General features: G+C 59.6%; 21 protein-coding genes and 1 tRNA gene. 14 read left to right on the top strand and 8 right to left on the bottom strand.

The features are described from left to right. The first annotated feature begins 10 nt into the window (after positions 1-10). The 8 genes from dtd to ACR0CA_RS09310 all read left to right on the top strand — a co-directional run bounded on the left by dtd (position 11) and on the right by ACR0CA_RS09310 (position 9,695). Complete coding sequence (gene dtd / locus ACR0CA_RS09345; RefSeq protein ID WP_480898533.1) at positions 11-448, top strand: D-aminoacyl-tRNA deacylase; 438 nt, start codon at positions 11-13, stop codon at positions 446-448. After that, positions 448-1,551, top strand: a complete 1,104-nt coding sequence (locus tag ACR0CA_RS09340; protein WP_480898530.1) for a glycerate kinase type-2 family protein — start codon at positions 448-450, stop codon at positions 1,549-1,551. Before dtd ends, ACR0CA_RS09340 begins: the two co-directional genes overlap by 1 nt. 51 nt (positions 1,552-1,602) lie before the next feature. After that, positions 1,603-3,594, top strand: coding sequence for a CocE/NonD family hydrolase (locus tag ACR0CA_RS09335; RefSeq protein ID WP_480898528.1), 1,992 nt, complete (start codon positions 1,603-1,605; stop codon positions 3,592-3,594). A 118-nt stretch (positions 3,595-3,712) separates the two neighbouring features. Next, positions 3,713-5,299, top strand: a complete 1,587-nt coding sequence (locus ACR0CA_RS09330) for an ABC transporter substrate-binding protein (RefSeq protein WP_170769100.1) — start codon at positions 3,713-3,715, stop codon at positions 5,297-5,299. Positions 5,300-5,314: 15 nt separating this feature from the next. Then, positions 5,315-6,271, top strand: coding sequence for an ABC transporter permease (locus ACR0CA_RS09325; protein WP_170769099.1), 957 nt, complete (start codon positions 5,315-5,317; stop codon positions 6,269-6,271). Next, entirely contained in the window at positions 6,271-7,086 is an 816-nt protein-coding gene (locus ACR0CA_RS09320) for an ABC transporter permease (RefSeq protein ID WP_480898524.1), read from the top strand. Before ACR0CA_RS09325 ends, ACR0CA_RS09320 begins: the two co-directional genes overlap by 1 nt. Continuing rightward, the gene (locus ACR0CA_RS09315) at positions 7,083-8,720 is read left to right on the top strand and encodes an ABC transporter ATP-binding protein (RefSeq protein WP_170783936.1); all 1,638 of its coding nucleotides are present in this window, start codon (positions 7,083-7,085) and stop codon (positions 8,718-8,720) included. Before ACR0CA_RS09320 ends, ACR0CA_RS09315 begins: the two co-directional genes overlap by 4 nt. 138 nt (positions 8,721-8,858) lie before the next feature. Then, positions 8,859-9,695 carry an alkaline phosphatase family protein gene (locus ACR0CA_RS09310; RefSeq protein WP_480898521.1) on the top strand — a complete coding sequence of 279 codons (837 nt, stop codon included), beginning with the start codon at positions 8,859-8,861 and terminating at the stop codon, positions 9,693-9,695. Here ACR0CA_RS09310 and ACR0CA_RS09305 read toward each other — a convergent pair whose 3' ends face one another. The 8 genes from ACR0CA_RS09305 to ACR0CA_RS09270 form a co-directional block, all read right to left on the bottom strand. Continuing rightward, complete coding sequence (locus tag ACR0CA_RS09305) at positions 9,696-10,619, bottom strand: alpha/beta hydrolase (RefSeq protein ID WP_480898519.1); 924 nt, start codon at positions 10,617-10,619, stop codon at positions 9,696-9,698. Positions 10,620-10,632: 13 nt separating this feature from the next. Then, positions 10,633-12,522 carry an acyl-CoA synthetase gene (locus ACR0CA_RS09300; protein ID WP_480549295.1) on the bottom strand — a complete coding sequence of 630 codons (1,890 nt, stop codon included), beginning with the start codon at positions 12,520-12,522 and terminating at the stop codon, positions 10,633-10,635. A gap of 151 nt (positions 12,523-12,673) precedes the next feature. Further along, entirely contained in the window at positions 12,674-14,494 is a 1,821-nt protein-coding gene (locus ACR0CA_RS09295) for an ABC transporter transmembrane domain-containing protein (RefSeq protein WP_480898517.1), read from the bottom strand. Positions 14,495-14,621: 127 nt separating this feature from the next. Continuing rightward, positions 14,622-14,696: transfer RNA gene (locus ACR0CA_RS09290), tRNA-Gly, on the bottom strand. A gap of 121 nt (positions 14,697-14,817) precedes the next feature. Further along, positions 14,818-15,939: an N-acetylglucosamine-6-phosphate deacetylase gene (gene nagA, locus ACR0CA_RS09285; protein ID WP_480898514.1), complete on the bottom strand. Its 1,122-nt coding sequence runs from the start codon at positions 15,937-15,939 to the stop codon at positions 14,818-14,820. Further along, positions 15,936-16,964: an SIS domain-containing protein gene (locus ACR0CA_RS09280; protein WP_480898511.1), complete on the bottom strand. Its 1,029-nt coding sequence runs from the start codon at positions 16,962-16,964 to the stop codon at positions 15,936-15,938. The genes nagA and ACR0CA_RS09280 overlap by 4 nt, the downstream gene beginning before the upstream one ends. 19 nt (positions 16,965-16,983) lie before the next feature. After that, the gene (locus tag ACR0CA_RS09275; protein ID WP_170769091.1) at positions 16,984-17,733 is read right to left on the bottom strand and encodes a GntR family transcriptional regulator; all 750 of its coding nucleotides are present in this window, start codon (positions 17,731-17,733) and stop codon (positions 16,984-16,986) included. After that, the gene (locus ACR0CA_RS09270; RefSeq protein ID WP_480898509.1) at positions 17,720-18,595 is read right to left on the bottom strand and encodes a glucosamine kinase nucleotide-binding domain-containing protein; all 876 of its coding nucleotides are present in this window, start codon (positions 18,593-18,595) and stop codon (positions 17,720-17,722) included. Before ACR0CA_RS09270 ends, ACR0CA_RS09275 begins: the two co-directional genes overlap by 14 nt. A gap of 167 nt (positions 18,596-18,762) precedes the next feature. On the opposite strand from ACR0CA_RS09270, the gene ACR0CA_RS09265 reads away from it, so the two are divergent. The 6 genes from ACR0CA_RS09265 to ACR0CA_RS09240 all read left to right on the top strand — a co-directional run bounded on the left by ACR0CA_RS09265 (position 18,763) and on the right by ACR0CA_RS09240 (position 24,778). Further along, complete coding sequence (locus ACR0CA_RS09265) at positions 18,763-19,656, top strand: N-acetylmuramic acid 6-phosphate etherase (RefSeq protein WP_480898507.1); 894 nt, start codon at positions 18,763-18,765, stop codon at positions 19,654-19,656. A gap of 17 nt (positions 19,657-19,673) precedes the next feature. Then, complete coding sequence (locus ACR0CA_RS09260) at positions 19,674-20,927, top strand: ABC transporter substrate-binding protein (RefSeq protein ID WP_480898505.1); 1,254 nt, start codon at positions 19,674-19,676, stop codon at positions 20,925-20,927. Positions 20,928-20,993: 66 nt separating this feature from the next. Further along, positions 20,994-21,908 carry a carbohydrate ABC transporter permease gene (locus ACR0CA_RS09255; protein WP_170352415.1) on the top strand — a complete coding sequence of 305 codons (915 nt, stop codon included), beginning with the start codon at positions 20,994-20,996 and terminating at the stop codon, positions 21,906-21,908. Between the two features lie 10 nt (positions 21,909-21,918). After that, positions 21,919-22,758 carry a carbohydrate ABC transporter permease gene (locus tag ACR0CA_RS09250; protein ID WP_480898504.1) on the top strand — a complete coding sequence of 280 codons (840 nt, stop codon included), beginning with the start codon at positions 21,919-21,921 and terminating at the stop codon, positions 22,756-22,758. Further along, a complete protein-coding gene (locus ACR0CA_RS09245) occupies positions 22,755-23,789 on the top strand; it encodes a Gfo/Idh/MocA family protein (RefSeq protein ID WP_480898501.1) in 1,035 nt (344 codons plus the stop codon). The genes ACR0CA_RS09250 and ACR0CA_RS09245 overlap by 4 nt, the downstream gene beginning before the upstream one ends. Continuing rightward, positions 23,786-24,778, top strand: a complete 993-nt coding sequence (locus ACR0CA_RS09240; RefSeq protein ID WP_480898499.1) for an ABC transporter ATP-binding protein — start codon at positions 23,786-23,788, stop codon at positions 24,776-24,778. Before ACR0CA_RS09245 ends, ACR0CA_RS09240 begins: the two co-directional genes overlap by 4 nt. Positions 24,779-24,843 lie beyond the last annotated feature (65 nt).

The following is a 24,843-nucleotide window of genomic DNA, read 5'->3' as shown; positions in this document are numbered from 1 at the left end:
GAGAATAACTTTGCGCGCAGTTCTACAACGGGTCAGCCATGCCAGCGTTTCAGTCGATGGCACTGTCATCGGGCAGTGCGGTCAAGGGATGATGATACTGGTTTGCGCCATGCAGGGCGATGACGAGGCGCGGGCCGGCCAGCTTGCCGCCAAAATCTCGAAACTGCGGATATTCAAGGATAACGCGGGTAAAATGAACCGGTCGGTGTTGGATATCGGTGGCTCGGCCCTTGTGATCAGCCAGTTCACGCTGGCCGCTGATACGTCGCGCGGGAACCGGCCCGGCTTTTCCGAAGCCGCCCCGCCCGAGCTTGGAAAGCACCTGTATGAAACCTTCGCGCAACAACTGAGCAATCACGGCATCCCCGTTGAAACCGGTCAGTTCGGCGCGGATATGGCTGTTGAGCTGGTCAATGACGGGCCGGTCACGATTTGGATGGAAAGCTGATGGAGCGAACAGAAAAAGCCCTGCGGATCTGGAACGCCGGGGTGGAGGCCGTGGGTGGCTATGCCGCGACGCAGGCGGTTCTGGGCGATATCGAAAAGCCTGATCAGATACTAGCCGTGGGCAAACCTGCCGCGTCGATGGCGCTTGCTGCGCTAGAGCATTTTGGCACAGTCCCGACGCTGGTCGTAACCAAGGATGACCATGCAGGCGACCTGCCCGATCACGTGCGGGTCATCGAAGCCTCACACCCCGTGCCCGACGCGCGCAGTCTGGAAGGCGGGCGTGCGCTACGCGAAACGGTCGAGGGTCTGTCGACTGATGCGCATCTGCTGCTGCTGGTCTCGGGCGGTGCGTCCTCATTGGCTGAGGATCTGGTGCCGGGCAAAACGCTGGACGATCTGGCTCAGCTCAACAAACAACTGCTGTCGCAGGGGCTAGACATCACCGCGATGAACGCCCAGCGCCGCAAGCTTTCGCGGATCAAGGGCGGCGGGTTGTTGTCCCATTTCACGGGTCGCAAGGCGACTGTATTGGCGATCTCGGACGTGCCCGGCGACGATCTGAATGTGATCGGCTCGGGGATCGGCGTCTTGCCCGTGACCCGCGATTTTGAAGCAACGGCGCAGATCGTGGCCTCCAACGCCCATGCCCGCGCGGCGGCGGCCAGGCAGGCCGAGGCCGAGGGCGCGCGTGTCATCGCCAATGAAGAAGCGCTGCATGACGACTATCAGGCGGTTGCGACAGCTCTTGGCCCTCGCCTGCGCGATATGCCGACAGGCGTGATGGTGTTAGGGGGCGAACCGACCGTCGTCCTGCCCGAAACCCCCGGGCGCGGTGGGCGCAATCAGGCGCTTGCGTTGGCTTTGGCCAAGGAGATCGCGGGGGCCAAGGGGCTGACGGTAATCGTTGGCGGTACCGATGGCACCGATGGCCCGACACAGGCCGCTGGGGGCATCGTCGACGGAACCACATGGGGCGATGACGCGGAACAGGCGCTGCGCGATGCCGACAGCGGCAGCTTTCTGGAAAAGGCCAGGGCGCTGTTGGTGACAGGTCCGACCGGGACGAATGTTATGGACCTGCTTGTCGCAATCCGCGATTGAATTGACGATTTTCATGACACACCCAAAACCCAAGGCCCTGACACTCAGACCATGACCAGCCCTTCAAACACGTTGCGCGAGATCGAAGACCTTCCCGATGTTGGCATTCAAATGCCTGATGGCTGCCGCCTCTCGGCGCGGGTCTGGTGTCCTGTGGATGCCCATGATGCACCGGTCCCGGCCATTCTGGAATTCCTTCCCTACCGCAAACGCGACAGCACCGCGACGCGCGATGCGCTGACCCATCCGTGGTTTGCCAAGCGCGGCTATGCCTGCATCCGCGTGGACATGCGCGGCAATGGCGACAGTGAAGGGCTGATAGAGGACGAATACACCCAGCAAGAGCTGGACGACGCGGTTTCGACCATCCAATGGCTGGCCGAACAACCTTGGTGCACCGGCCATGTGGGAATGATGGGGATCAGCTGGGGCGGTTTCAATTCGTTGCAAGTGGCCGCCATGCAGCCCGAGGCGCTGAAGGCGATAATTACCCTCTGCTCGACTGCCGATCGATATGCGGATGACATTCACTATAAGGGCGGTTGCCTGCTGAATGAAAACTTGGGCTGGGGAGCCACCATGTGGTCCTATTCCTCGCGCGCGCCCGACCCAGCGCTGCGCTCGAACTGGCGCGAGCTATGGCTTGAACGGCTTGAGAATGAACCCTTCTTGCCCTCGGTTTGGCTGCGCCATCAGACGCGGGATAGCTATTGGCAGCACGGATCGGTTTGCGAAGATTTCAGCGACATCCGTGCGGCAACCTTAGCCGTCGGTGGCTGGGGGGATGCCTACAAAAATACGGTACCTCTGCTGGTCGAACAGCTTGCCGCCCCGGTCAAAGGCATCGTCGGCCCCTGGGTGCATAAATACCCTCATTTCGCGGTGCCCGAACCCCGGATCGGGTTCCTGCAAGAGGCACTGCGGTGGTGGGACCACTGGCTGAAAGGTGCGGATACCGGCGTGGATCAAGACCCCGACTATCGCGCCTATCTGATGGATGGGGTGCGACCGCAACGTTGGTACACCGAGCGCCCCGGCCGCTGGATTACCGAAGTCAAAGGCGCAACCACGCATCTGCCAATTCAGACGCTGGACTTGGCGGATAACGGGCTTGGCACCGCAGGCACATTGGACGCACGCATCCGGTCTCCACAAACTTGCGGGATGGAAAGCGGCGAATACTGCGCGATCTGGCTGGGCCCCGACATGCCCGGCGATCAACGCGCGGACGACGCGCTGTCCGCGTGTTTCGACAGTGTCCCGCTGGCCGACGATATGGATGTCGTGGGTGCCCCCCACCTGCGGCTACAGATAAGCGCAGACCGGCCACACGCCCAGTTGGCTGTGCGACTGAACCATATCCACCCCGACGGTGCCTCGACGCGCATCACCTATGGGGTGCTGAACCTGTCCCATCGAAATAGCCACGCAACGCCGTCGCCGTTGACCCCCGGTGAAACCTATGAGGTCAAGCTGGATTTGGATTACATTGCGTACCGCGTGCCCAAGGGGCACCGGTTGCGGGTTGCGATCTCCAGCGCCTATTGGCCCTTGATTTGGCCCACGCCCGAAGCCGCCGAGTTGCATTTGACTCAAGGTACGATTGACATCCCCGTCCGCCACTCGACCGTTGATGAATGGGTGTTCCAACCGCCCGAATCCGAAACTCCGCGCGATGTCACCACTTTACGTCCCGACAAAAATGCGCGACGGGTCGAGGTGGACATGAACACCGGCGAAACCCATCTGATCATCGAAGATGATTTCGGCCTGATCACCGACAACCATCACGGCCTGACCCATGGCAGCACGGCCACGGAACGGTGGTCGATCTATCCCGACGACCCATTGTCAGCACGCGGCCATTGCCTTTGGACGCAAGAAATGCAGCGTGATGACATCCTCCTGCGGACAGAGACATCCTGTACGATGTGGTCAGACTCGGAAAACTTCTACCTCCGTGCAGAGCTGAAGGCCTATGAAGGGCAAGACCTGATCTTTTCGAAAGAGCTGGAGGATGAAATTCCGCGCAATCACATGTGACGCGGCACCTGCCGGGGCCAAGATTAACCCTTGCCCGTCAGGACGAATTCCGCCTATTTTGACTCATGCGTCAATAAAAAGCCCTCAAGGGTAAAATCCAATCAACTGGGAGACCATAATGAACGAACAACTCACTCACATGACCAAACAGGTCACTTCGGGCAAACTGACCCGCCGCGAATTCATGGGGAAAGCGGCGGCTCTGGGTGTTTCGGCAGCGATGGCCAGCACCATTTTTGCCGACGCGGCGCGCGCGGCGGGCCCGAAAAAGGGCGGCGATCTGAAGTTTGGCCTGCAAGGCGGCGAATCCACTAACTCGCTAGACCCGGCCACCTATGCCAGCTCGGTTCCGTTCCAAAACGGCAAGCAATTTGGCGACCAACTGGTCGAAGTTGCACCAGATGGCTCGATCGAACCTCGCCTGGCCGAAAGCGTCGAAGGTAGCGCAGACGCCAAGGTCTGGACCTTCAAGCTGCGTCAAGGTGTTGAGTTCCACAATGGCAAGACCATGACCAGCGAAGACGTGCTGAAAACCATGCAACGTCACTCCAATGAAGATTCGAAATCTGGTGCCCTTGGCATCATGAAGGGCATCGAATCGATGAAGGCCGATGGCGACAATTTCCAGGTCACCCTGAGTGAGGGCAACGCCGACCTGCCGTATCTGATGGCTGATTATCACCTGATCATTCAGCCGGACGGAGGCATGGACAACCCTGGCGCAGGCATCGGTACCGGGCCCTACAAAGTCGAAGTCGACGAGCCCGGCGTACGTCACCTCTACACGAAGTTTGAAAACCACTGGAACCCGGATTTCGGTAATTTCGACAGCGTCGAGGTGATCGTAATCAACGACGCAACTGCCCGTACTGCTGCGCTGCAATCAGGTCAGGTCCACGCGATCAACCGTGTCGAACCGAAGGTTGCCGATCTGTTAGGCCGCGCGCCCAACCTGACCGTGCATTCGACTGCCGGTCGCGGACACTACGTGTTCATCATGCATTGCGACACCGCACCATTCGACCAGAACGAACTGCGTCTGGCACTTAAGCATGCGATCAACCGTCAAGAGCTGGTCGACAAGGTTCTTCGCGGCTATGGCACCATTGGCAACGACATGCCCATCAACGCAGCTTATCCGTTGTTCGATGGCTCTATCCCTCAGAGGGAGTTCAGCCTTGAAAAGGCAGCTGAACACTACAAGAAATCCGGCCACGATGGTTCGCCCATCATCCTTCGTGTGGCTGACGGTGCCTTCCCGGGGGCTGTGGATGCTGCTGCGCTGTTCCAGCAAACTGCTGCACAAGCTGGTATCCCGCTGGAAATTAAGCGTGAACCCAATGATGGCTACTGGTCCGAGGTCTGGAATGTGCAGCCCTTCTGCGCGTCCTACTGGGGCGGCCGCCCGGTACAGGATCAGATGTACTCGACCGCGTATCTGTCAACTGCAGACTGGAACGACACGCGCTTCAAGGTTCCGGCCTTTGATGAGATGCTATTCCAGGCACGTGCCGAACTGGACAACGACAAGCGTAAGAACATCTACAGCCAGATGGGCCAAATGATCCGCGACGAAGGCGGCCTGATCTGCCCGATGTTCAATGACTTCATCGAAGGTGTCAGCAATCAGCTGGCCGGCTGGGAAAGCGATCCCACCCAAGAGATGATGAATGGCAACATGTCCCGCAAGATGTGGTTCGCCTGATAGGGACCACGGATCATGCATCCTATTGTCAAATTGGTTTCCCAGCGCATTGCGCTGGGAATACTCTTGCTGCTCGGCGCTTCGGCCCTGATTTTTGGCCTGACCGAAGCCCTTCCCGGAGACGCCGCGCAAGCCGTCCTGGGGCAGTCCGCAACCCCTGAATCTCTGGCAAACCTGCGCGAGGAAATGGGCCTCAACCGCCCTGCCCTGACCCGCTATTTCGAGTGGCTGGGGGGTATTTTACAGGGCGATCTGGGACAATCACTGACCAACAAGCTGGATATCGCTGAAAGCATCGGCAAACGTTTGGGCAATACCCTGTTTTTGGCCTGTGCCGCCGCAGTCGTGTCGGTTCCGCTTGCGATCTTTTTGGGTCTTCTGGCCGTCCGGTTCCGCAATCGCTGGCCGGATAAACTGATTTCTGCGATCACCCTGACCACGGTTTCGATACCGGAATTCCTGATCGGCTACGTGGTGATCTACTTCGTCTCGGTGAAACTGGGATGGTTCTCATCGCTGGCGATGATTAACGAGTCGATGTCATTCGGTCAAAAACTGAACGCCATCGCCCTGCCGGCCTTCGTGCTGACACTGGTGGTTCTGGCGCAGATGATGCGCATGACCCGCGCCGCGATCCTGAACCTGATGCAATCGGCCTATATCGAAACGGCCGAGTTGAAGGGCCTGTCGAACTTTCAGGTCATTGCGAGGCATGCGTTTCCCAATGCAATTTCACCCATCGTCAACGTCGTGATGCTGAACCTGGCCTATCTGGTCGTGGGCGTCGTCGTGGTTGAGGTGGTGTTCGTTTATCCCGGCATGGGCCAGTATCTGGTCGACTCGGTGACAAAACGCGACGTGCCTGTTGTTCTGGCCTGCGGCGTTGTCTTTGCCGCCGTCTATATCGGGCTGAATATGGTGGCTGACATCGTCTCGATCCTTGCCAACCCAAGACTGAGGCACCCGAAATGATGAAGAATATCCCTATTTCGGCGATGATCGGTCTGTTTTTTACGGGCCTGTATTTCTTCGTCGCCTTCGCCGCCCCGCTGATCGCCCCCTATGGCATGGCCGAGGTCGTCGGCGATGTGTGGGAGCCTTCAAGCTCTGCGCATCTGCTGGGTACTGACAATATCGGACGCGACCTGCTGACCCGCATGATCTATGGTGGGCGCACGACGATCTTTATCGCCGCGGCCGCAACGATCCTCAGCTTTCTCACCGGCACCTCCCTGGGCCTGCTGGCCGCGGTTCTGGGTGGCTGGGCGGATCAGGTTCTCAGCCGGACGGTAGATCTGGTCATGTCGATCCCGACACTGATCCTGGCGCTGGTCATTCTGGCGATCGTACCGGTAACTGTGCCGATCCTGATCCTTGTGATGGGCCTGCTGGACGCCACACGCCCCTATCGCCTGTCGCGGTCGGTGGCCGTGGACATCAACGTGATGGACTATGTCGAGGCTGCCAAGCTGCGCGGTGAAGGCCGCATGTGGATCATCTTCCGCGAGATTCTGCCCAACGCCCTGTCACCGCTGGTGGCGGAATTCGGGCTGCGGTTCATCTTCATGGTTCTGTTCATCTCGACCCTGTCGTTCCTGGGCCTGGGCGTTCAGCCGCCGCTGGCCGATTGGGGCGGGATCGTGAAAGAAAACAAGGACGGCATCGTCTATGGTATCGGCGCGGCGCTTTACCCTGCTGTAGCCATCGCGACGCTGGCTATCTCGGTCAACCTTGTCGCTGACTGGGTCCTGAACCGAACCACATCGCTGAAAGGAGGCCGGGGATGAGTGAACCGCTTCTCAAAGTCCGTGGCCTCAAGATTGGCGCGACGGTTTATCCGCCAGGCGAAAAGCCTCATGACATCGAAATCGTGCACGGAGTCGATTTTGACCTCGAACGCGGCAAGGTGCTGGGGTTGATCGGTGAATCCGGGGCCGGCAAGTCTACCATCGGTCTGGCCTCGATGGCCTATGGCCGGGGCGGTGTGAAGATCACCGGGGGCGAGGTCTGGGTTAACGGGCGTGATATCCTCAAGTCGTCGCACGGCGATATCCGCAAGTTGCGCGGGGGTGAGGTCACATATGTGTCCCAATCCGCTGCGGCGTCCTTCAACCCAGCCAAGAAGATCATGGATCAGGTGGTTGAGGCCGCAGTTGAGCAGAAAAAGTTCAGCCGGAAAGAAGCCGAAGCCCGCGCGCGTGAGCTGTTCGCCAAGCTGGGTCTGCCGGACCCGGACAATATTGGTAACCGCTACCCGCACCAGGTCTCGGGCGGGCAGTTGCAGCGTTGCATGACGGCACTGGCACTGTGCCCCGAGCCTGATCTGGTGGTGTTCGACGAACCCACCACGGCGCTGGATGTGACCACACAGATCGACGTTCTGATGGCCATCAAGGAAGCCATCGCGGATACCGGCGTTGCCGCGCTCTATATCACCCATGACCTTGCCGTCGTTGCGCAGGTGAGCGATGACATCATGGTTTTGCGCATGGGCAACACGGTCGAATACGGCAATACCGACCAGATCATCAACAACCCGCAGGAAGACTATACCAAGGCGCTTGTCTCGGTCCGGTCCATCGAGCATGAGGAGAAACAGCCCACAGCGGAACCGGTGCTGAGCATTGCCGGCATCACTGCGCGCTACAAGGGGCTGAATTTCGACGTGCTGCACAACGTCAATGTTGACCTCCATCCTGGGCAGACACTGGCAGTTGTGGGCGAATCCGGCTCGGGCAAGTCCACGTTGGCGCGGGTGATTACTGGCTTGCTGCCTCCTCGTGAAGGTGAGATCACGTTCAACGGGCGTAAGTTGTCGCCCGACCTCAAGGGACGCACCCGCGAGGACCTGCGCGAGTTGCAGATGATCTACCAGATGGCCGACGTTGCGATGAACCCGCGTCAAACCGTGGGCACCATCATCGGCCGGCCGCTGGAGTTCTACTTCAATATGCGCGGTGCGGAAAAACGCAAGCGGATCGTGGAACTGCTGGATGAAATTGAGCTGGGCGAGAAGTTCATCGACCGCTATCCAGCAGAACTGTCTGGTGGGCAGAAACAGCGTGTCTGCATCGCGCGGTCACTGGCGGCCAAGCCCAAGATGATCATCTGCGACGAGGTCACCTCGGCACTGGACCCGCTGGTGGCGGACGGCATCCTGAAACTGCTTCTGGACCTGCAAAAGATCGAAGACGTGGCCTATCTGTTCATTACCCACGATCTGGCGACAGTCCGTGCGATCAGCGACAGTATCGCGGTAATGTATCAGGGTCGCGTGGTCCGCTACGGCCCGAAATCACAAGTGCTGAGCCCACCGTTCGACGACTACACCGACCTTCTGCTCAGCTCGGTGCCCGAAATGCATCTGGGCTGGCTGGAAGAGGTGGTCGCCCACCGCAAGATGGAAAGCGCCGGGAACTAATCCCGCGCAAAACAATCAAAAAATCCCGGCGCTTGTCATAAACAGGTGTCGGGATTTTGCTATTTGGGGCGTGAACAAGCTGCCCCTGCCCTGCGAATCTCGTAGGGTCGCCGAAAGATCCCATGAAAAGGCCGAACCATGGACCGCAAACTTCTTCTCATCATCCTCGACGGTGTTCCCTGGCGCAATTTCCGCCGTCTGTTCGGCAACCTTGAAGGCTGGGTCGACAGCGGCGAGGCGCGCGTATGGAAGCTTCGCTCGGTGCTGCCATCGACCTCGGCCAGTTGCTATGCCTCGATCCACACCGGGGTGACACCACAGGAACATGGCTGCACCGGTAACGGCAATGTCTTCCGCTTGAGCCACAAAGACGTGTTCAGCCAGGTTCGCGAGGCCGGAGGCGTCACCGGAGCTGTCACCCACAGCTATTGGTCGCAGTTCTTCAACCGCCATCCCTTCGACTATGTGCGGGACGTGGAATATGACGAGCCGGACAGCACCACAATCAATCACGGTCGGTTCCACACAATGACCGGCTACGGCAAGGCGAACCAGATGACGCCGTCCGATGTCGATCTCTATGCCACCCTGACCAACCTGTGCCTGCGCTTCGGACTGGATTACGGCATTCTACACGCCTGTACCCTGGACAGCATGGGGCACCGGTTCTTCCATGATTGCGAGGAAATGGACCACGCCTGTTTCGTCGCAGACGAGATGCTGGCCCCATTCATCCCCCGCTGGCGGCAGTTGGGCTATGAAGTGATCGTCACCGCCGACCACGGGCAGGATGAACGAGGTCATCACGGCGGGCGCGGACCACTGCAACAGGAAACAGCACTGTATTATTTCGGCGATGCCAAAGGCCCCCAGGGTGATACGGTGATCGACCAGTTGCAACTGGCACCCACGATCCTGAACCGGATGGGCGCACCAATCGCCGAGACGATGAAAGCCAAGCCGTTCTTGAAGTAATCAGTCGTAGGGCCAGATCTGTTGGCCCAATGCCTCAATAGCGACGGATATCCGCTCAAAACTGTCTGCGGCGCGTTTAACCGAGGTGCGCGCCCGCAGATAGCCATGCACAAGGCCTGGTTCGTTGATGCAATGGGCAACCCCTCCGGCCTGCGTGATCTGGGCGCAATAGTCGGGCCCGTCATCGCGCAGCGGGTCGCAATCAGCAGTCACAACCACGGTCGGAGGCAGGTTCGAGAAATCGCTGTCCTGCAACGGCGCGTAAGTCGGATCGCTCTGAGGAGGTTCTCCGCTGCACCGCACCTTTTCGTAGAAAACGATATCATCCAGCGTCAAAAGCGGCGCGTGGGCATGTTCCAGGTACGATCCCTTGGTCCGATCACCACCCAAACCGGGATAGATCAGAACCTGCCCCAAAATCGTATCCAACCGACGCCGTGCATGATGGGTGACGGCAGCAGCCAGATTGCCTCCTGCACTGTCCCCCGCCAATACCAGCGCGTTGCCATATTCCTTCGCGGCCCAGTTCACTGCCGTCCATGCGTCCTGAAACTGCGCGGGGTGCACATGTTCAGGGCAAAGGCGATAGTCTACCGCCACCACCCGATATCCCGTCTGCGCACAAATCTCGGCGCAAACGTCGTCATGGCTGTCCAGCCCACCGACAACAAAACCACCGCCATGCAGATAAACCACCGTCCGCGTCGGATCACCGGCAGTATAAACGCGAACAAGCACGCCGTCGGCGTGCGTGTCCTCAGCCTCGACCCCCATCGGGCGCGGCTGCCGAAAGTCACGACACATCGCGTCATAGACCCCGCGCTGATCCTGGATCGAAAGATCGACCGCATCATCGGGATAGCTTTCGGCGGTCCTGCTTATGAACGCCCAAGTTTCTTCATCAATCAGGCGTTCATAATCCATGTCCCCTCCGCGATCAGGCAGCCCATTCCCATGGCCGGGTGAATGCGCCCAGCACTTTGCTGACATCGTCCTCTGAGGAGCCGTTCGCGTCAAGCTGTGCAACAAGCCCACGCTTTTTATCATCGAGCACCGAGACGACCCGCGCATCCACGCCCGCCTTTTCCAGCGCGCCATTGTAGATGCGGGTGATCGCCTGTTTCCGCAGTTCTGGCTTGAACACTTTGCCCACCGCGGTTTTCGGCAATTCATCGAGAATGGTCATATGCTTGGGCTGCGCGGCACGTTCGTGGACGTGAACGTCGCAGTATTCCATCAACTCCTGCTCGGTGACCGAGGCACCGTCAACCAGCTCGACAAAGGCGCAAGGCACCTCGCCTGCGTAGGCATCGGGCTGACCGATGGCCCCAGCGAAGGCGACCGCGTCGTGGCCCAGAAGGGCCTCTTCAATTTCAGCGGGATCGATGTTGTGTCCACCCCGGATGATCAGATCCTTGGCACGTCCGGTGATCCACAGATAGCCATCCTCATCGAACCGCCCCAGATCGCCCGTGCGCAGATATGAGTCAAAGTGGTAGAGGTCGACGTTCTTTTCCGCCTCGGTATAGGTATTGCCCGCATAAACGCCGGGATTGGAAACGCAGATTTCACCGATTTCGTTGGCCGCAGATTCCACTGGTCCATCCGGTCCGTCGGTCAATATTTTGACGTCCGTATAGGGGAACGGAATCCCGATCGAGCCGATCTTTTTCTCACCATCCACCGGGTTGCAAGACACAAGGCATGTCGCTTCGGTCAGGCCGTACCCTTCGACAATGGTGACACCTGTGGCCTCTTCAAATCGACGGAACAGCTCCACAGGCAAGGGGGCTGAGCCCGAGAACGCGGTTTTGACGGTTGAGATATCGGCATCCACCGGGCGCTGCATCTTGGCGGCAATCGCGGTAGGCACGGTGATGATGAACGTCACTTTCCAGCGTTCGATCAGCTTCCAGAAATTGTCAAAGACACCATCACCACGATAGCCCTGCGGCGTTGGGAAGATCACATGCGCGCCCGAAGATACGGCTGCCATCATGATCACATGCACTGCAAATACATGGAACATCGGCAGCGGGCACATGACCACGTCCTCTTCCGAGAACAGCAGCGTGTCGCCCAGCCAACCGTTATAGATCAGGCCCGAGTACTTGTGCTGCGCCACTTTGGGCATGCCCGTTGTGCCGCCGGTATGGAAATAGCAGGCAACGCGGTCTTCCTTGCTGTCTTCGAATGTCAGCGTGGTTGGTTGCTTGGCCAGTTCGGCGTTGAAGCTTTTGTAATCCGCGTGAGCCAGATGTTCCTTGTCGCCCATTTTGGGGCGCAGGAAAGGAACGATCCATGACTTGGGCGGCGTCAGATAGCGGTTCAGGTCAATCTCAAGGATGGTGTTGACCTTGGGCGCATGGCGCACGGCCTCTTCCACTTTTTGCGCCACATCGGTCTTGGGGAAGGACTTGAGCGTCACAACCACCTTGGCGCCGGTTTCCCGTAGAATGGCCGCAATCTGTTCAGGCTCCAGCAGCGGATTGATCGGGTTGACGATCCCCGCAACTGCGCCACCCATCATGGTGATCAGCGTTTCATTGCAGTTGGGCAGGATATAAGCGACCACATCCTTTTCCCCGACGCCCAGCGACCGAAACAGGTTGGCGGCCTGATTGACCTTGCCCAGCAAGTCCGACCATGTCAGCGTCTCGGCCTTGTCCGTAGGGCCGGAAAACAGTTGGAAACTGACCGCGCTGCTATTCGGATACCGGGCCGCTGTACGAGACAGCATCTGGTGGAACGTGACCGGGATATCCCGATCCTCCCACGGCATTTCTTGTTCAAGTTTTACCTTGTCGTCGATCCCCTCAAAGGCCATGCGTCTCCTCCCTATTGTGCCGCACGCTTCGCGCGGATTATTCCACAGTAGGATGGGTGCAAAACCGCGCTGGTTCAAGCAAGGGCTTAGTGGCACAGAGTCAGAAAAACAAAATGACGCTGCGGCGGTTAGGCCTTTCCCTCGCGTCAGCCTATTCAGCCGCGACCCCGTCTGTGAACTGAAGTCTTGCCAAACGTGCATATAGCCCATCTTGTGCTACCAGGTCGTCATGGGTGCCCTGTGCCACAATTTGGCCTGCATCCATCACCACGATACGGTCGGCCTTTTTGACGGTGGCCAGACGGTGCGCCACGATCAGAGTGGTACGTCCGGCGCGCATCTGATCCACGGCCCCCTGCACCGCGCGCTCACTTTCTGCATCCAGCGCCGAGGTCGCCTCGTCCAGCAGCAGAACCGGTGCATCGCGCAGGATGGCGCGCGCGATCGCGATGCGCTGTTTCTGACCGCCCGACAGCATCACCCCGCGCTCGCCGACAAAACTGTCATAGCCTTCTGGCAACGCCGAGATGAAATCATGCGCGGCAGCGGCGCGGGCGGCGGCCTCGACCTCGGCATCTGTTGCGTCCAGACGGCCAAAGCGAATGTTCTCGCGGGCCGATGCGGCAAAGATCGTCGGGTCCTGCGGCACCAGCGCCATGTGGCGGCGGAATTCAGCCCGGTTCAGGTTGCGCAGGTCGACACCGTCCAGACTAACGCCACCAGCGTCTGGGTCAAAAAACCGCTGGATCATGTGAATGACAGTCGTTTTGCCTGCACCAGAAGGACCGACAAAGGCAACTGTTTCGCTAGGACTTACGGTCAACGACATCTGGTCCAGCGCAACAACATCGGGGCGCGCAGGATAACGGAAGGTTACGTTTTCAAACCTGATTTCGCCACGCACGGGTGCAGGCAGCGCTTTGGCCGCCGTTGGATCGTTCACCGTGTCTTGTGCATTCAGCAATTCAACCAGGCGTTCGGTCGCCCCCGCGGCGCGCTGAAGTTCGCTCCAGATCTCGGACAGGGCCGCGACCGAGCCTGCCATGATGATTGAATAGATCACGAACTGGATTAAAACGCCCTCGGTCATCACGCCATTACGGACGTCATTCGCCCCCATCCACAAAACGCCCACGATGCCGGAGAAGACCAGAAAAATCACGATCACCGTCAGCACCGCACGAGTCTGGATTCGGCGCAGAGAAACTTCGTACGAAGTTTCTGTCATCTCACCGAACTGAGCGCGGCTTGCCTGTTCGTGGGTAAACGCCTGAACGGTCTGAACCGCACTCAGTGCCTCGCCTGCATTGCCGGATGAGGCGGCGATCCAGTCCTGATTTTCGCGACTGATGACCCGCAGACGGCGACCCAGAACCAGAATCGGTACTACGACCAGCGGGATCAGCAGAAGGACCATCGCTGTCAGCTTGGCCGAGGTCAGCAACATCAGCACCAATCCGCCGACAAACATCAACATGTTGCGCAGCGCAATCGACACGGACGAACCCAGCACCGACTGGATCAACGTGGTGTCTGTGGTGATCCGGCTTAGAACTTCTCCGGTCATAATCCGTTCGTAGAATTCGGGGCTCATCCCGATGACGCGATCGAAGACGGCCTTGCGAATATCGGCCACCACGCGCTCACCCAGCCGCGTCACCAGCGCATAGCGGATGCCTGTACCGATGGCCAAAATTCCAGCAATGCCCAGCGCGGCCAGAAAATACCAATCCAGCAGCTCGCCATCTTCGATGCGGAAATTGTCGACTACTCGGCGCACGGCCAGTGGCAGGGTCAGCGTCATACTGGCCGTGAGGATCAATGCCAGCGTCGCCCCGATCATCAACAGGCGGTACGGCTTCATGAAGGGCCAAAGTGAGGCCAGAACGCCTATTTTCCGGGATCGCGCGCGCTCTTCGCTAGCGCCGGGCGCAGCTTTTGCGGATGGACTGGCTGAGGCGTTTCTTGCCATGACTGGGCCCTACGTCGTGTTCAAACTTACTAATGCGCTTCTTGGCGGTCAGTGCAGGTGGGGTCAAGCTGCACGACAGAAATGCAGCCTCAAACGGGCCTTTTGACGCAGAATGTAAGGGCTGATTTGGAGCGGGCGGCGGGAATCGAACCCGCTTCATCAGCTTGGAAGGCTGAGGTAATAGCCAGTATACGACGCCCGCTCAGCGGAGGTCGGTTTAAGCGATGCGTCAGATGGCGTCAAGCGCCGTTCGGTGCCGGATTTCAAAATCATTCCTGGAAAATAATCTCCCGCCCGGTGCGGCAGAAAAAGGGCGCGACTGCCTACAGCCACGCGCACTTGTCGAGCGTTCCGCTGATGCGGATCATGCTGTCGCGGGTGATGGCAGCGCCCGGCATTCGCCCGATCAACTGTGCAGGATAGGTGGTGGCAGCGGCCAGCGCCGCAGGCAAAGGCACGCCCACTTGCGTGACCAGCACCCGGATGGCAGTCGTCAAATCCAGATCCGCGCCAGCCAGCGTCCCGTCTTCCAGCGTCAGCCGCCCGTCAGTGCGGGTGATCCTGCGCCCTTCCAGACGAAACTCGGATTGATCCGTTCCTGCAACCGCCATCGCGTCGCTGACCAGATAGATTTGCCCCGGTCCGGTTTTAGCCGCCCACGCCGCCCGCATGACCTGCGGGTGGACATGGATGCCATCAGCAATCAGCCCGGCCGAGAACCCACCATTCGACAGCGCCGCCCCGACCAATCCGGGTTCGCGGTTGCCCAACTGACTCATGGCGTTGAACAGATGGGTCACACAGCGCGCACCTGCGGCGGCATAGCGCTGACAGGTGGCGAAATCTGCATCAGTGTGCCCCAACGATACCAGTACACCCGCATCGGTTAGCGCGCGAACCTGCTGCTCTGACACCGATTCGGGCGCCACAGTCACTTTGAGACAGGGCAGATGACCCGCCGCCTCTATCAAGGCAGCGAGGTCTGCATCAGACATCGGACAGATCAGATCGCCATCATGCGCCCCTTTGCGTGCAACCGACAGGTGGGGGCCCTCCAGATGTAACCCGGCGACGCCCGGCACGCCCTCATTGACGGCGTGAATGGCAGCATCAATCGCGGCACGGGTCTTATCGGCCGTATCCGTGATCAAAGTCGGCAGCAGCGCGGCGACCCCCATCCGGCGATGGGCCTGCGCGATGCGCCGGATCGTCTCCACCGAGGGGGCGTCATTCAGCATGACCCCATCGCCACCATTCACCTGCAAGTCCACATAACCGGGGCTGACGATGTCTCCGTTCAGATCGACATAGTCACCGGTCGCTATATCCGCATCGGACACAATCCTCCCGGTCGCATCGCCGTCAAAGACCAACGCATGATCATACAGCAACCGCTTGCCATCAAAGATTTCCCCGTTTCGAAAGATCACCCTGTTCGTTGTCATACCGTCTCGGTCACTTTCTTGAGGTGGCGTGGCGCGTCAGGGTCGATTCCTCGCATACTGGCAACCGATTCGACCATGCTGTAGAAGGCGGTGATCGCCGTGATCGGATCGGTGATCCAGTGATCCGTGCGCTCGACCGGCAAAGACTGCGCTCGCGCGACCCGATCCGTCGTCGCAAAAACCACCGCGCCTTTTTCAGCCAAAGCATCAGCAGCCTGTGCGGTTGTCTCCTCCGCCGCATCTTGAGCAGCGAAAATGATTGCAGGGAACCCCTCTTCAACGATCGAGACGGGGCCGTGCAGCACTTCGGCAGCCGAATAGCTTTCAGCGTGAATCTGGCAGGTCTCCTTGATCTTTAACGCCGCCTCGCCCGACACCGCAAAGGACGGCCCCCGGCCAAGCGTGAACAGCGACCGCCCCGTGATCGCAGACGCCGCTGCGGACCAGTCGCATCGGGCTGCGCGGTCCAATTGGGCGGGCAGAGCCCGGATAGCCGCCAGCAAGTCGGCATCCCCCTTGACCTCGGCCAGCATCCACAGACCCGCGACAAGCGAGGTTACGAAGGTCTTGGTCGCCGCAACGCTCAGTTCAGGACCGGCGTGCAGCGGCAGCACCGCATCAGCGGTTTCCGCCAGACGCGAGGTTGAATTGTTTGTGATCGCCAGTGCCACAGCGCCCGAAGACCGCAAGGACCGCGTCAACCCGACGATGTCAGGGCTTTGGCCGGACTGCGACACAGACACACAGACCGCCCTCCGCGCCAACAGATCGGCCCCGTAGATTGAACTGACCGACGGCCCGACCGAGGCCACAGGCAGACCAAGCAGCAACTCACTGGCGTATTTCAGATAGCTGCACGCATGGTCCGACGACCCGCGCGCCACGGTGATCAGGAACCGCGGATCGGCGTCGCGGACCAGCCCAGCGGCGTTTTGAATATTGGCCGCGCCACTGCCCAGCAGCCGGTCGACCGCATCGGGAATTTCCAGAATTTCCTGACGCATCTTGGATGTATTTTCGGACATCGGCCTTTGATCCTTCCGGTTATAGCCGTAGCTCGGCGACGAAATCATAGGCGTCACCGCGATAGAGCGAGCGGGTCAGCTCTGCGACCCGACCGTTTTTGAGAAATGAGAGACGTTCGATATTCAGCCCCGCCGCCCCTTCAGGCACGTCCAGCAACTCGGCCTCGCGCGCTGCCAGATTAAGCGCCGAGATCTTCTGAACCGCCCGCACCGGACGATGACCCAACCCATCCAGCACCTCGTAGAGCGAGGTCGTCACCTCGATCGGGTTCGGCAGGATGTCCAAGGGCAAGGCCGCTTTTTCCAGCGCCAGCGGGCGGCCATCCGCCTCGCGCAGACGATAGATACGGGCGATCTGCGCGCCGTCCGACAGGTTCAGCGCGGCCACCTCGTGTGGTGTTGCGGCGAACACGCCACGTTCCAGCCATTTCGAGGTGGTCTGCATCCCCCGGCTCGACATATCTTCGGTGAATGATGTCAGATGGGTCAGCGATTGCTCGACCCGAGGCACGCGCTCGCGGATGAATGAGCCCGACCCCTGACGCTGTTCGATCACGCCTTCTTGCACCAGCTCCTGGATCGCTTTGCGTACGGTGACGCGGGACAGGTCAGTGATTTCCACCAATTCCCGTTCTGACGGCAGCGACGCATTGGGGGCCAGCACACCGGTGTCGATCCCCTCTTGCAACCGGCGGCGCAGCTGTACGTATCGAGGGCCGTTTTCGGGGCTTAGCCATGCATCGGCGCGCAGGAATTCAGCGATGCTCATCTGCCACCTCCTTTGCCAAAGCCAACGCACCTGCCAGCGGTTCCCCCTGCGGCGGACGGATTGCCTCTTGCATTTCGCCGGGCAGGTAGTCGGCGTAGTGCGGCGCAATTCCCCCGGTCAGACATAGCGTCAGACCGGGTTTCCAACCCAAACGGGCGGCCACATCCGTAAGGTAATCCGCACCTGTTTGCAGAACTTTCCGGGCAACGATATCTCCATCGACCGCCGCCGACGTAACCTGCGGCGCCAACGTGCCAAACTCTCCCGGCGACGCTTGGCCTGCAAATGCAACAATGCCTGCGGTACCACCCAACCGATCAGACAGGGCCCGGGTCAGGCCCGAGCTTTCCTGAACACCATCTGCAACGTTCAACGCTTCGGCCAAGGCGCGACGTCCGACCCATTGGGCCGAGGCCTCATCCCCAAGGATTGAACCCCATCCCCCAGCAAACCGCATGCGACCACGGGTCTGGAGCGCAAGGAATGAGCCCGTGCCGCAATGCGCGACAAGGCCGTCTGTTGCTCCCAAGGCCCCTCGGACGGCGGCCGGCCGATCATCTTCCACCCGGGCATTCGTCAAGTTCAGAACAGCCTGCAAGCGCCCAGCTACCGCGTCCCCAGTCACTCCGGCCAAGCCTACGAAAGCGGGCCAATCGAACAGGTCGGCGGCGGGCCGTCCGAGACGTTCGGCCAAACGCGCGACGCCCGTCCTGATCTGGTCGGCACCACCCTCAAAATCGGTTGAGACATTGGCCGCACCTGTTTCGACCGCATGGACTTCACCATCCACATCGCAGGCAACCCGGCATCGGGTTCCACCGCCATCAACGGCCAAAACTGCGTGGTTTTCAGACTCACTCATGACAATACCATTATAATACCTTTTGCCATCAGAAAAGATCAAACCTGCTATGATCAGCAATTTTAGAGAGATTTATGCGAAAAAATCGTTCATCTCGGTCGCAATAAGAAAGTTATGGACAGGTGGTATTAGATAGGTATTGTAAAGGAACTGTAAGGGGGATTCTCTTGACGCTGCCGTCGACTGAACAACTGCACACTGATGCCGCACGACTTGACCCGAGCGATCTGGCAGGCTCCGCCCGCGCCTTGGCCGCCGGTCAAATCGCTGCGGCGCAGGCGGTTGAGGGGGCCGTCGACAGCATCGCGCAGGCTGCACTGGCAATGGCAGAGACTTTGCGTACGGACGGGGTGCTGCACTATGTGGCGGCGGGCTCGTCAGGATTGATGGCCGCCGCAGATGCCCAAGAGCTGGGCGGCACGTTTTCGATCTCACCCGCGCGGCTGCGCATTCACATGGCAGGCGGCCTGCCCACCGGGGTTGAAATGCCCGGCGCAGCAGAAGACGCGGATGCGGGCCTTGCCGACGCGTTGCAAGACTTGCGCCCGCATGACACTGTCATCGCTGTGTCGGCCAGTGGATCGACACCCTACACCCTAATCGCCAGCACCATCGCACAGTCCAAAGGTGCCAAGGTGATCGGCATCGCCAACAACGCAGGCAGCCCCCTGCTGCTGAATGCGGACATCCCGATCCTGCTGGCCACGCCGCCGGAGTTGATCTCGGGCTCGACCCGCATGGGGGCTGGTACGGCGCAGAAGATAGCCCTGAACATGCTGTCATCCCTTATGGCGCTAGAGTTGGGGCATGTGCATGGCGGCATGATGGTCAACCTGCGCGCCGACAATGACAAGTTGCGCGCCCGCGCCGCAGGGATCGTAGCGCGTATTGCAAATGTAGACACCGCTGTCGCGCAATCCGCGCTGGACACAGCCAAGGGTGAGGTCAAACCAGCGATCCTGATCGCTGCGCTCGGCCTGTCATTGCCCGAGGCCATGACCCAACTGGGCAACTCGGGCGGAAACCTCAGCACCGTTCTTACAACAGATAACAACCGCTAACCAACTTGGAGACTGAAATGAAACACAAAAGCCTGAAACTGGCCCTGCTGGGCACAACCTTGGTGGCAACATCGGCCTTGGCCGAAGACGTGACGATCACCATCGAAAGCTGGCGCAACGATGACCTGACCCTGTGGCAAGACCAGATCATCCCCGCATTCGAGGCCGCCAACCCCGGCATCAAGGTCCAGTTCACCCCATCGGCGCCCGCCGAATACAACGCTGTTCTGAACTCGAAACTGGATGCGGGCTCGGCCGGTGATCTGATCACTTGTCGCCCCTTCGATGCTTCGCTGGCGTTGTATGAGGCAGGACACCTGACGGACCTTTCGGGCGTTGAAGCCATGAGCAATTTCTCGGACGTCGCCAAATCCGCGTGGCAGACCGATGACGGCGCGGTCAGCTTCTGCGTTCCGATGGCCTCGGTGATCCACGGCTTCATCTACAACAAGGACGCCTTCAACGAGCTAGGCATCGAAGTGCCCACCACCGAGGATGAGTTCTTTGCCGCGCTGGACAAGATCAAGGAAGACGGCACCTATATCCCGATCGCGATGGGCACCAATGACCAGTGGGAAGCCGCCACAATGGGTTACAACAACATCGGCCCGAACTACTGGAAAGGTGAAGAAGGCCGTCAAGCGCTTATCAAAGGTGAGCAGAAGCTGACGGATGAGGCCTGGACCGCACCTTACGCAACACTGGCCCGTTGGGGCGAGTATATGGGCGATGGGTATGAGGCACAGACCTATCCCGACAGTCAGAACATCTTCACACTGGGCCGCGCAGCGATTTATCCCGCCGGATCGTGGGAAATCTCGGGCTTCAACACGCAAGCCGATTTCGAGATGGGCGCATTCAAGCCCCCGGTCCGCAACGCGGGCGATACTTGCTATATCTCGGACCACACCGATATCGGCATCGGCATGAACGCCGCGACCGAGAACCCCGAAGCAGCCGGAACCTTCTTGGCCTGGGTCGCAAGCCCCGAATTCGCGGAAATCTTTGGCAACGCCCTGCCCGGCTTCTTCCCGCTGTCCAGCACACCGGTTGAACTGCAGGACCCGCTGGCTAAGGAAATCGTCGGCTGGCGGGATGAGTGTGAATCGACCATCCGCTCGACCTATCAAATCCTGTCGCGCGGCACGCCGAACCTCGAGAACGAGACCTGGGGCGCATCCGTCGCCGCTATCAAGGGCGCCAAATCGCCCGAAGAACTGGGCGCCGAGTTGCAGGAAGGCCTCGCCTCCTGGTACGCGCCGCACCAGTAAACTGACCCCTACTCGGGCGGCTCATCCCGCCCGAGTACCCCCTGACACCCCTTTGAAAGCTGACCCATGAACCGCCCCCGCTTCCGCTGGCATATCGTCGTGTTTCTGGCCCCTGCTGTGCTGGTCTATACGGCGGTGATGATCTTCCCGCTGTTCAACACGCTGCGGCTGGCGCTCTATTCCGAAGTGGATCAGAGCCGCGTGTTCGTGGGCTTGCAGAACTTTCAAACGCTGTTTTTCGATCCCATCTGGTCCGAGCAGTTCTGGAACGCTTTGGGCAACAACTTCTGGTTCTTCCTGATCCATATGCTTGTTCAAAACCCCATCGGGATCGCACTGGCAGCCCTGCTCAGCCACCCGCGCCTGCGGTTCTCGGCGCTCTATCGGTCGGCGATATTCATCCCAACGATCCTGAGCTTTGTGATCGTTGGCTTTGCATGGAAACTGATCCTGTCACCCATCTGGGGCATCGCGCCGTCGATGCTGGATGCCGTGGGCCTGAAATCCCTGTTTGCGCCGTGGCTGGGGAAAGAGGAATATGCGCTCACCACGCTGGCGCTGATCTCGGTCTGGCAATTTGTGGGCATCCCGATGATGCTGATCTATGCCGCCCTGCTGACCATCCCCGAGGAAATCCTTGAAGCCGGAGAGATCGACGGCATCACCGGGGCCTCGGCCTTCTGGAAGATCAAACTACCGCTGATCCTGCCCTCGATCGGGATCATCTCGATCCTGACTTTCGTGGGCAATTTCAACGCGTTCGACCTGATCTATGCCGCCCAAGGCGCGCTGGCGGGGCCGGATTTCTCGACCGATATCTTAGGCACCTTCATGTACCGCACCTTCTTTGGGTTCCAACTGCAATTGGGCGACCCGCATATGGGTTCCGCCATCGCCGGGGCCATGTTCGCGATCATCCTTGTGGGCGTCTGCATTTACCTGTTCGGCATCCAGACCCGGATGCGCCGGTATCAACTGTGAGGGGCCAGCGATGAACAAAGCACGTCATAACCCGCTGAATACCGCCGCGATGCACGGGGCGCTGATCCTTTACACGCTGATCGCCCTGTTCCCGGTTTTTGTGATCATCATCAACAGCTTCAAATCCCGCCGCGCGATCTTCCGCGAGCCGCTGGCGCTGCCGAATGCCGACAGTTTTTCCATGATCGGATATGAGACGGTAATGAAGCAGGGGGATTTCTTCCTCTACTTCCAGAACTCTATGATCGTCACCGTCGCATCGCTGTTTTTCATCCTGCTGTTCGGGGCCATGGCGGCCTATGCGCTGTCGGAATATCAGTTCAAGGGCAACTTGCTGATGGGGCTGTATCTGGCGCTGGGGATCATGATCCCGATACGCATCGGCACTGTGGCGATCCTTGAGATGATGGTGGCCACCGGGCTGGTGAACACGCTTTGGGCACTGATCCTGGTTTACACCGCGCAAGGGCTGCCGTTGGCCGTGTTCATCCTGTCGGAGTTCATGCGACAGGTCAGTGATGATCTGAAAAACGCGGGCCGTATCGACGGGCTGTCGGAATATACGATCTTTTTCCGGCTGGTTCTGCCTCTGATCAGGCCCGCGATGGCGACCGTGGCCGTGTTCAACATGATCCCGATCTGGAATGATCTGTGGTTCCCGCTGATCCTCGCCCCGGCTGAAGAAACCAAGACGCTCACGCTGGGCAGTCAGGTCTTTATCGGGCAGTTCGTCACCGACTGGAACGCGGTTCTGTCGGCCCTGTCGATGGCGATCCTGCCGGTGCTGGTGCTTTACGTCATCTTCTCGCGCCAGCTGATCCGCGGCATCACTTCAGGAGCTGTCAAATGACCAAAGTTCTGATCGCTGGCCTTGGCAATATGGGCCTCAGCCACGCGCTGGCCCATCACAACCACCCCGACGCGCAGATTGTGGGGCTGGTGAACCGCTCGGGCCGTGTGGATCACCCCGAGCTGAGCCAATACCCCGCCTATTCGGATTTCGACACAGCGCTGGCCAAGACGAAACCCGATCTGGTGATCATCGCCACCTATTCTGACAGCCACGCCGACTACGCCTGCGCCGCGATGGAGGCCGGGGCGCATGTGTTTGTCGAAAAGCCGCTGGCGACAAATGTGGCCGATGCGCGGCGTGTGGTCGAAACCGCAACCCGTCTGAACCGCAAACTGGTCGTGGGCTATATCCTGCGCCACCACCCCTCTTGGATGCGCCTGATTGCCGAGGCGCGGGATCTGGGCGGGCCGTATGTGTTCCGCCTGAACCTGAACCAGCAATCCTCAGGCGCTGAGTGGGAGACACATAAGGCGCTGATGCAGACGACCTCGCCCATCGTGGATTGTGGTGTGCATTATGTGGATGTGATGTGCCAGATCACCGATGCGCAGCCCGTCCGCGTGCATGGCATGGGCCTGCGCCTGTCCGATGAGATCGCCGACGACATGTATAATTACGGCCAGTTTCAGGTGATTTTCGAGGACGGCTCGGTCGGCTGGTACGAGGCCGGATGGGGCCCGATGATGTCCGAAACCGCATTTTTCGTGAAAGATATCGTCTCGCCCAACGGCTCGGTCTCGATCACCGACGGCAACAAAGGCGCGTCGGCGGATATCGATGGCCACACCAAGGTTGGTGGTCTAATGATCCACACGCCGGGCGGTGACCGTACGGTTGAGATGCCCGATGAGCCCGGCCATCAGGAGCTTTGTGACGCCGAGCAGGCGTATATGCTGCGCGCCATCGCTGACGATATCGACCTGACGCGCCATATGAGTGACGCCGTCCAATCCCTTGCCATTTGTCTGGCCGCCGATGAAAGCATCCGCACCGGCCAGCCCGTTTCCCTGCAGGAATCCGCATCATGACCGCTCTGACCCTGACAAACGTGAACAAGTCCTTTGGCGAGGTACATGTCCTGAAAGACATCTCGCTTGAGGTCGAAGAAGGCGAATTCGTCGTCTTCGTCGGCCCCTCGGGCTGTGGCAAATCCACCCTGCTGCGCGTGATCGCGGGGTTGGAGGATGCGACCTCGGGTGAGATCAATATCGACGGCCAGCAGGTCAATCTGGTGCCGCCGTCGAAACGCGGCATTGCGATGGTGTTCCAAAGCTATGCGCTCTACCCCCATCTGAACGTGCGCGGGAACATGACACTGGCGCTGAAACAAGAGAAGCAGCCCAAAGCGGTGATCGAGGAGCGCGTCGCCAGCGCCAGCCGGATGCTGAACCTTGAGGAATATCTGGACCGCTATCCATCTGAGCTGTCCGGCGGTCAGCGCCAACGCGTCGCCATCGGGCGGGCTATCGTGCGTGAGCCGAAACTGTTTCTGTTTGACGAGCCGCTCTCGAACCTCGACGCGGCGCTGCGGATGAACACACGTATTGAGATTGCAAACCTTCACCGGGCACTGGATGCCTCGATGATCTATGTCACCCACGACCAGACCGAGGCGATGACACTGGCCGACAAGATCGTAGTTCTGCGCGATGGCCGGGTGGAACAGATCGGCTCACCGATGGAGCTGTATAACAACCCCGCCAACCAGTTTGTTGCGGGATTCCTTGGATCTCCTTCGATGAACTTCCTGCCCGAAAGCCTGCTGGATCAGGGGTCAGACACCCTTGGTATTCGGCCAGAGGATCTGTTCCTGTCTGACGACGGCCCCCTGTCAGCGCAGGTCAGCCATGTCGAAAAGCTGGGCGGTGATACCAACGTCATTGCGACTGTTCAGAACCATTCGGTGACGGCGCGCTTGTTCGGGCAACACGCAATATCCGAAGGTCAAGACCTACGCCTTGGGTTCGCGCCCGAAAAAGCGTATCGGTTCAATGCCGATGGGCAGCGGCTGCGTTAACCCTATCACGGCGATGTGATCAATCAGTTTAGATGATTGTAAAACCCTGTCTGCGTCGCGCAGGC

The sequence above is a fragment of the Ruegeria sp. F12 genome (assembly GCF_056533885.1).
Note: the sequence above shows the minus strand (reverse complement) of the source record. Positions and strands in the feature narration are given on the sequence as shown.

Coding starts and splice junctions, on each gene's coding strand:
- ACR0CA_RS09305 (WP_480898519.1), bottom strand. CDS start 10,619: ATGGATTATGAACGCCTGATTGATGAAGAAACTTGGGCGTTCATAAGC.
- ACR0CA_RS09335 (WP_480898528.1), top strand. CDS start 1,603: ATGACCAGCCCTTCAAACACGTTGCGCGAGATCGAAGACCTTCCCGAT.
- ACR0CA_RS09275 (WP_170769091.1), bottom strand. CDS start 17,733: ATGAGCATCGCTGAATTCCTGCGCGCCGATGCATGGCTAAGCCCCGAA.
- ACR0CA_RS09325 (WP_170769099.1), top strand. CDS start 5,315: ATGCATCCTATTGTCAAATTGGTTTCCCAGCGCATTGCGCTGGGAATA.
- ACR0CA_RS09295 (WP_480898517.1), bottom strand. CDS start 14,494: ATGGCAAGAAACGCCTCAGCCAGTCCATCCGCAAAAGCTGCGCCCGGC.
- ACR0CA_RS09255 (WP_170352415.1), top strand. CDS start 20,994: ATGAACCGCCCCCGCTTCCGCTGGCATATCGTCGTGTTTCTGGCCCCT.
- ACR0CA_RS09315 (WP_170783936.1), top strand. CDS start 7,083: ATGAGTGAACCGCTTCTCAAAGTCCGTGGCCTCAAGATTGGCGCGACG.
- ACR0CA_RS09310 (WP_480898521.1), top strand. CDS start 8,859: ATGGACCGCAAACTTCTTCTCATCATCCTCGACGGTGTTCCCTGGCGC.
- ACR0CA_RS09280 (WP_480898511.1), bottom strand. CDS start 16,964: ATGTCCGAAAATACATCCAAGATGCGTCAGGAAATTCTGGAAATTCCC.
- ACR0CA_RS09250 (WP_480898504.1), top strand. CDS start 21,919: ATGAACAAAGCACGTCATAACCCGCTGAATACCGCCGCGATGCACGGG.
- ACR0CA_RS09320 (WP_480898524.1), top strand. CDS start 6,271: ATGAAGAATATCCCTATTTCGGCGATGATCGGTCTGTTTTTTACGGGC.
- ACR0CA_RS09300 (WP_480549295.1), bottom strand. CDS start 12,522: ATGGCCTTTGAGGGGATCGACGACAAGGTAAAACTTGAACAAGAAATG.
- ACR0CA_RS09245 (WP_480898501.1), top strand. CDS start 22,755: ATGACCAAAGTTCTGATCGCTGGCCTTGGCAATATGGGCCTCAGCCAC.
- ACR0CA_RS09260 (WP_480898505.1), top strand. CDS start 19,674: ATGAAACACAAAAGCCTGAAACTGGCCCTGCTGGGCACAACCTTGGTG.
- ACR0CA_RS09330 (WP_170769100.1), top strand. CDS start 3,713: ATGAACGAACAACTCACTCACATGACCAAACAGGTCACTTCGGGCAAA.
- ACR0CA_RS09240 (WP_480898499.1), top strand. CDS start 23,786: ATGACCGCTCTGACCCTGACAAACGTGAACAAGTCCTTTGGCGAGGTA.
- ACR0CA_RS09270 (WP_480898509.1), bottom strand. CDS start 18,595: ATGAGTGAGTCTGAAAACCACGCAGTTTTGGCCGTTGATGGCGGTGGA.
- ACR0CA_RS09340 (WP_480898530.1), top strand. CDS start 448: ATGGAGCGAACAGAAAAAGCCCTGCGGATCTGGAACGCCGGGGTGGAG.
- nagA (WP_480898514.1), bottom strand. CDS start 15,939: ATGACAACGAACAGGGTGATCTTTCGAAACGGGGAAATCTTTGATGGC.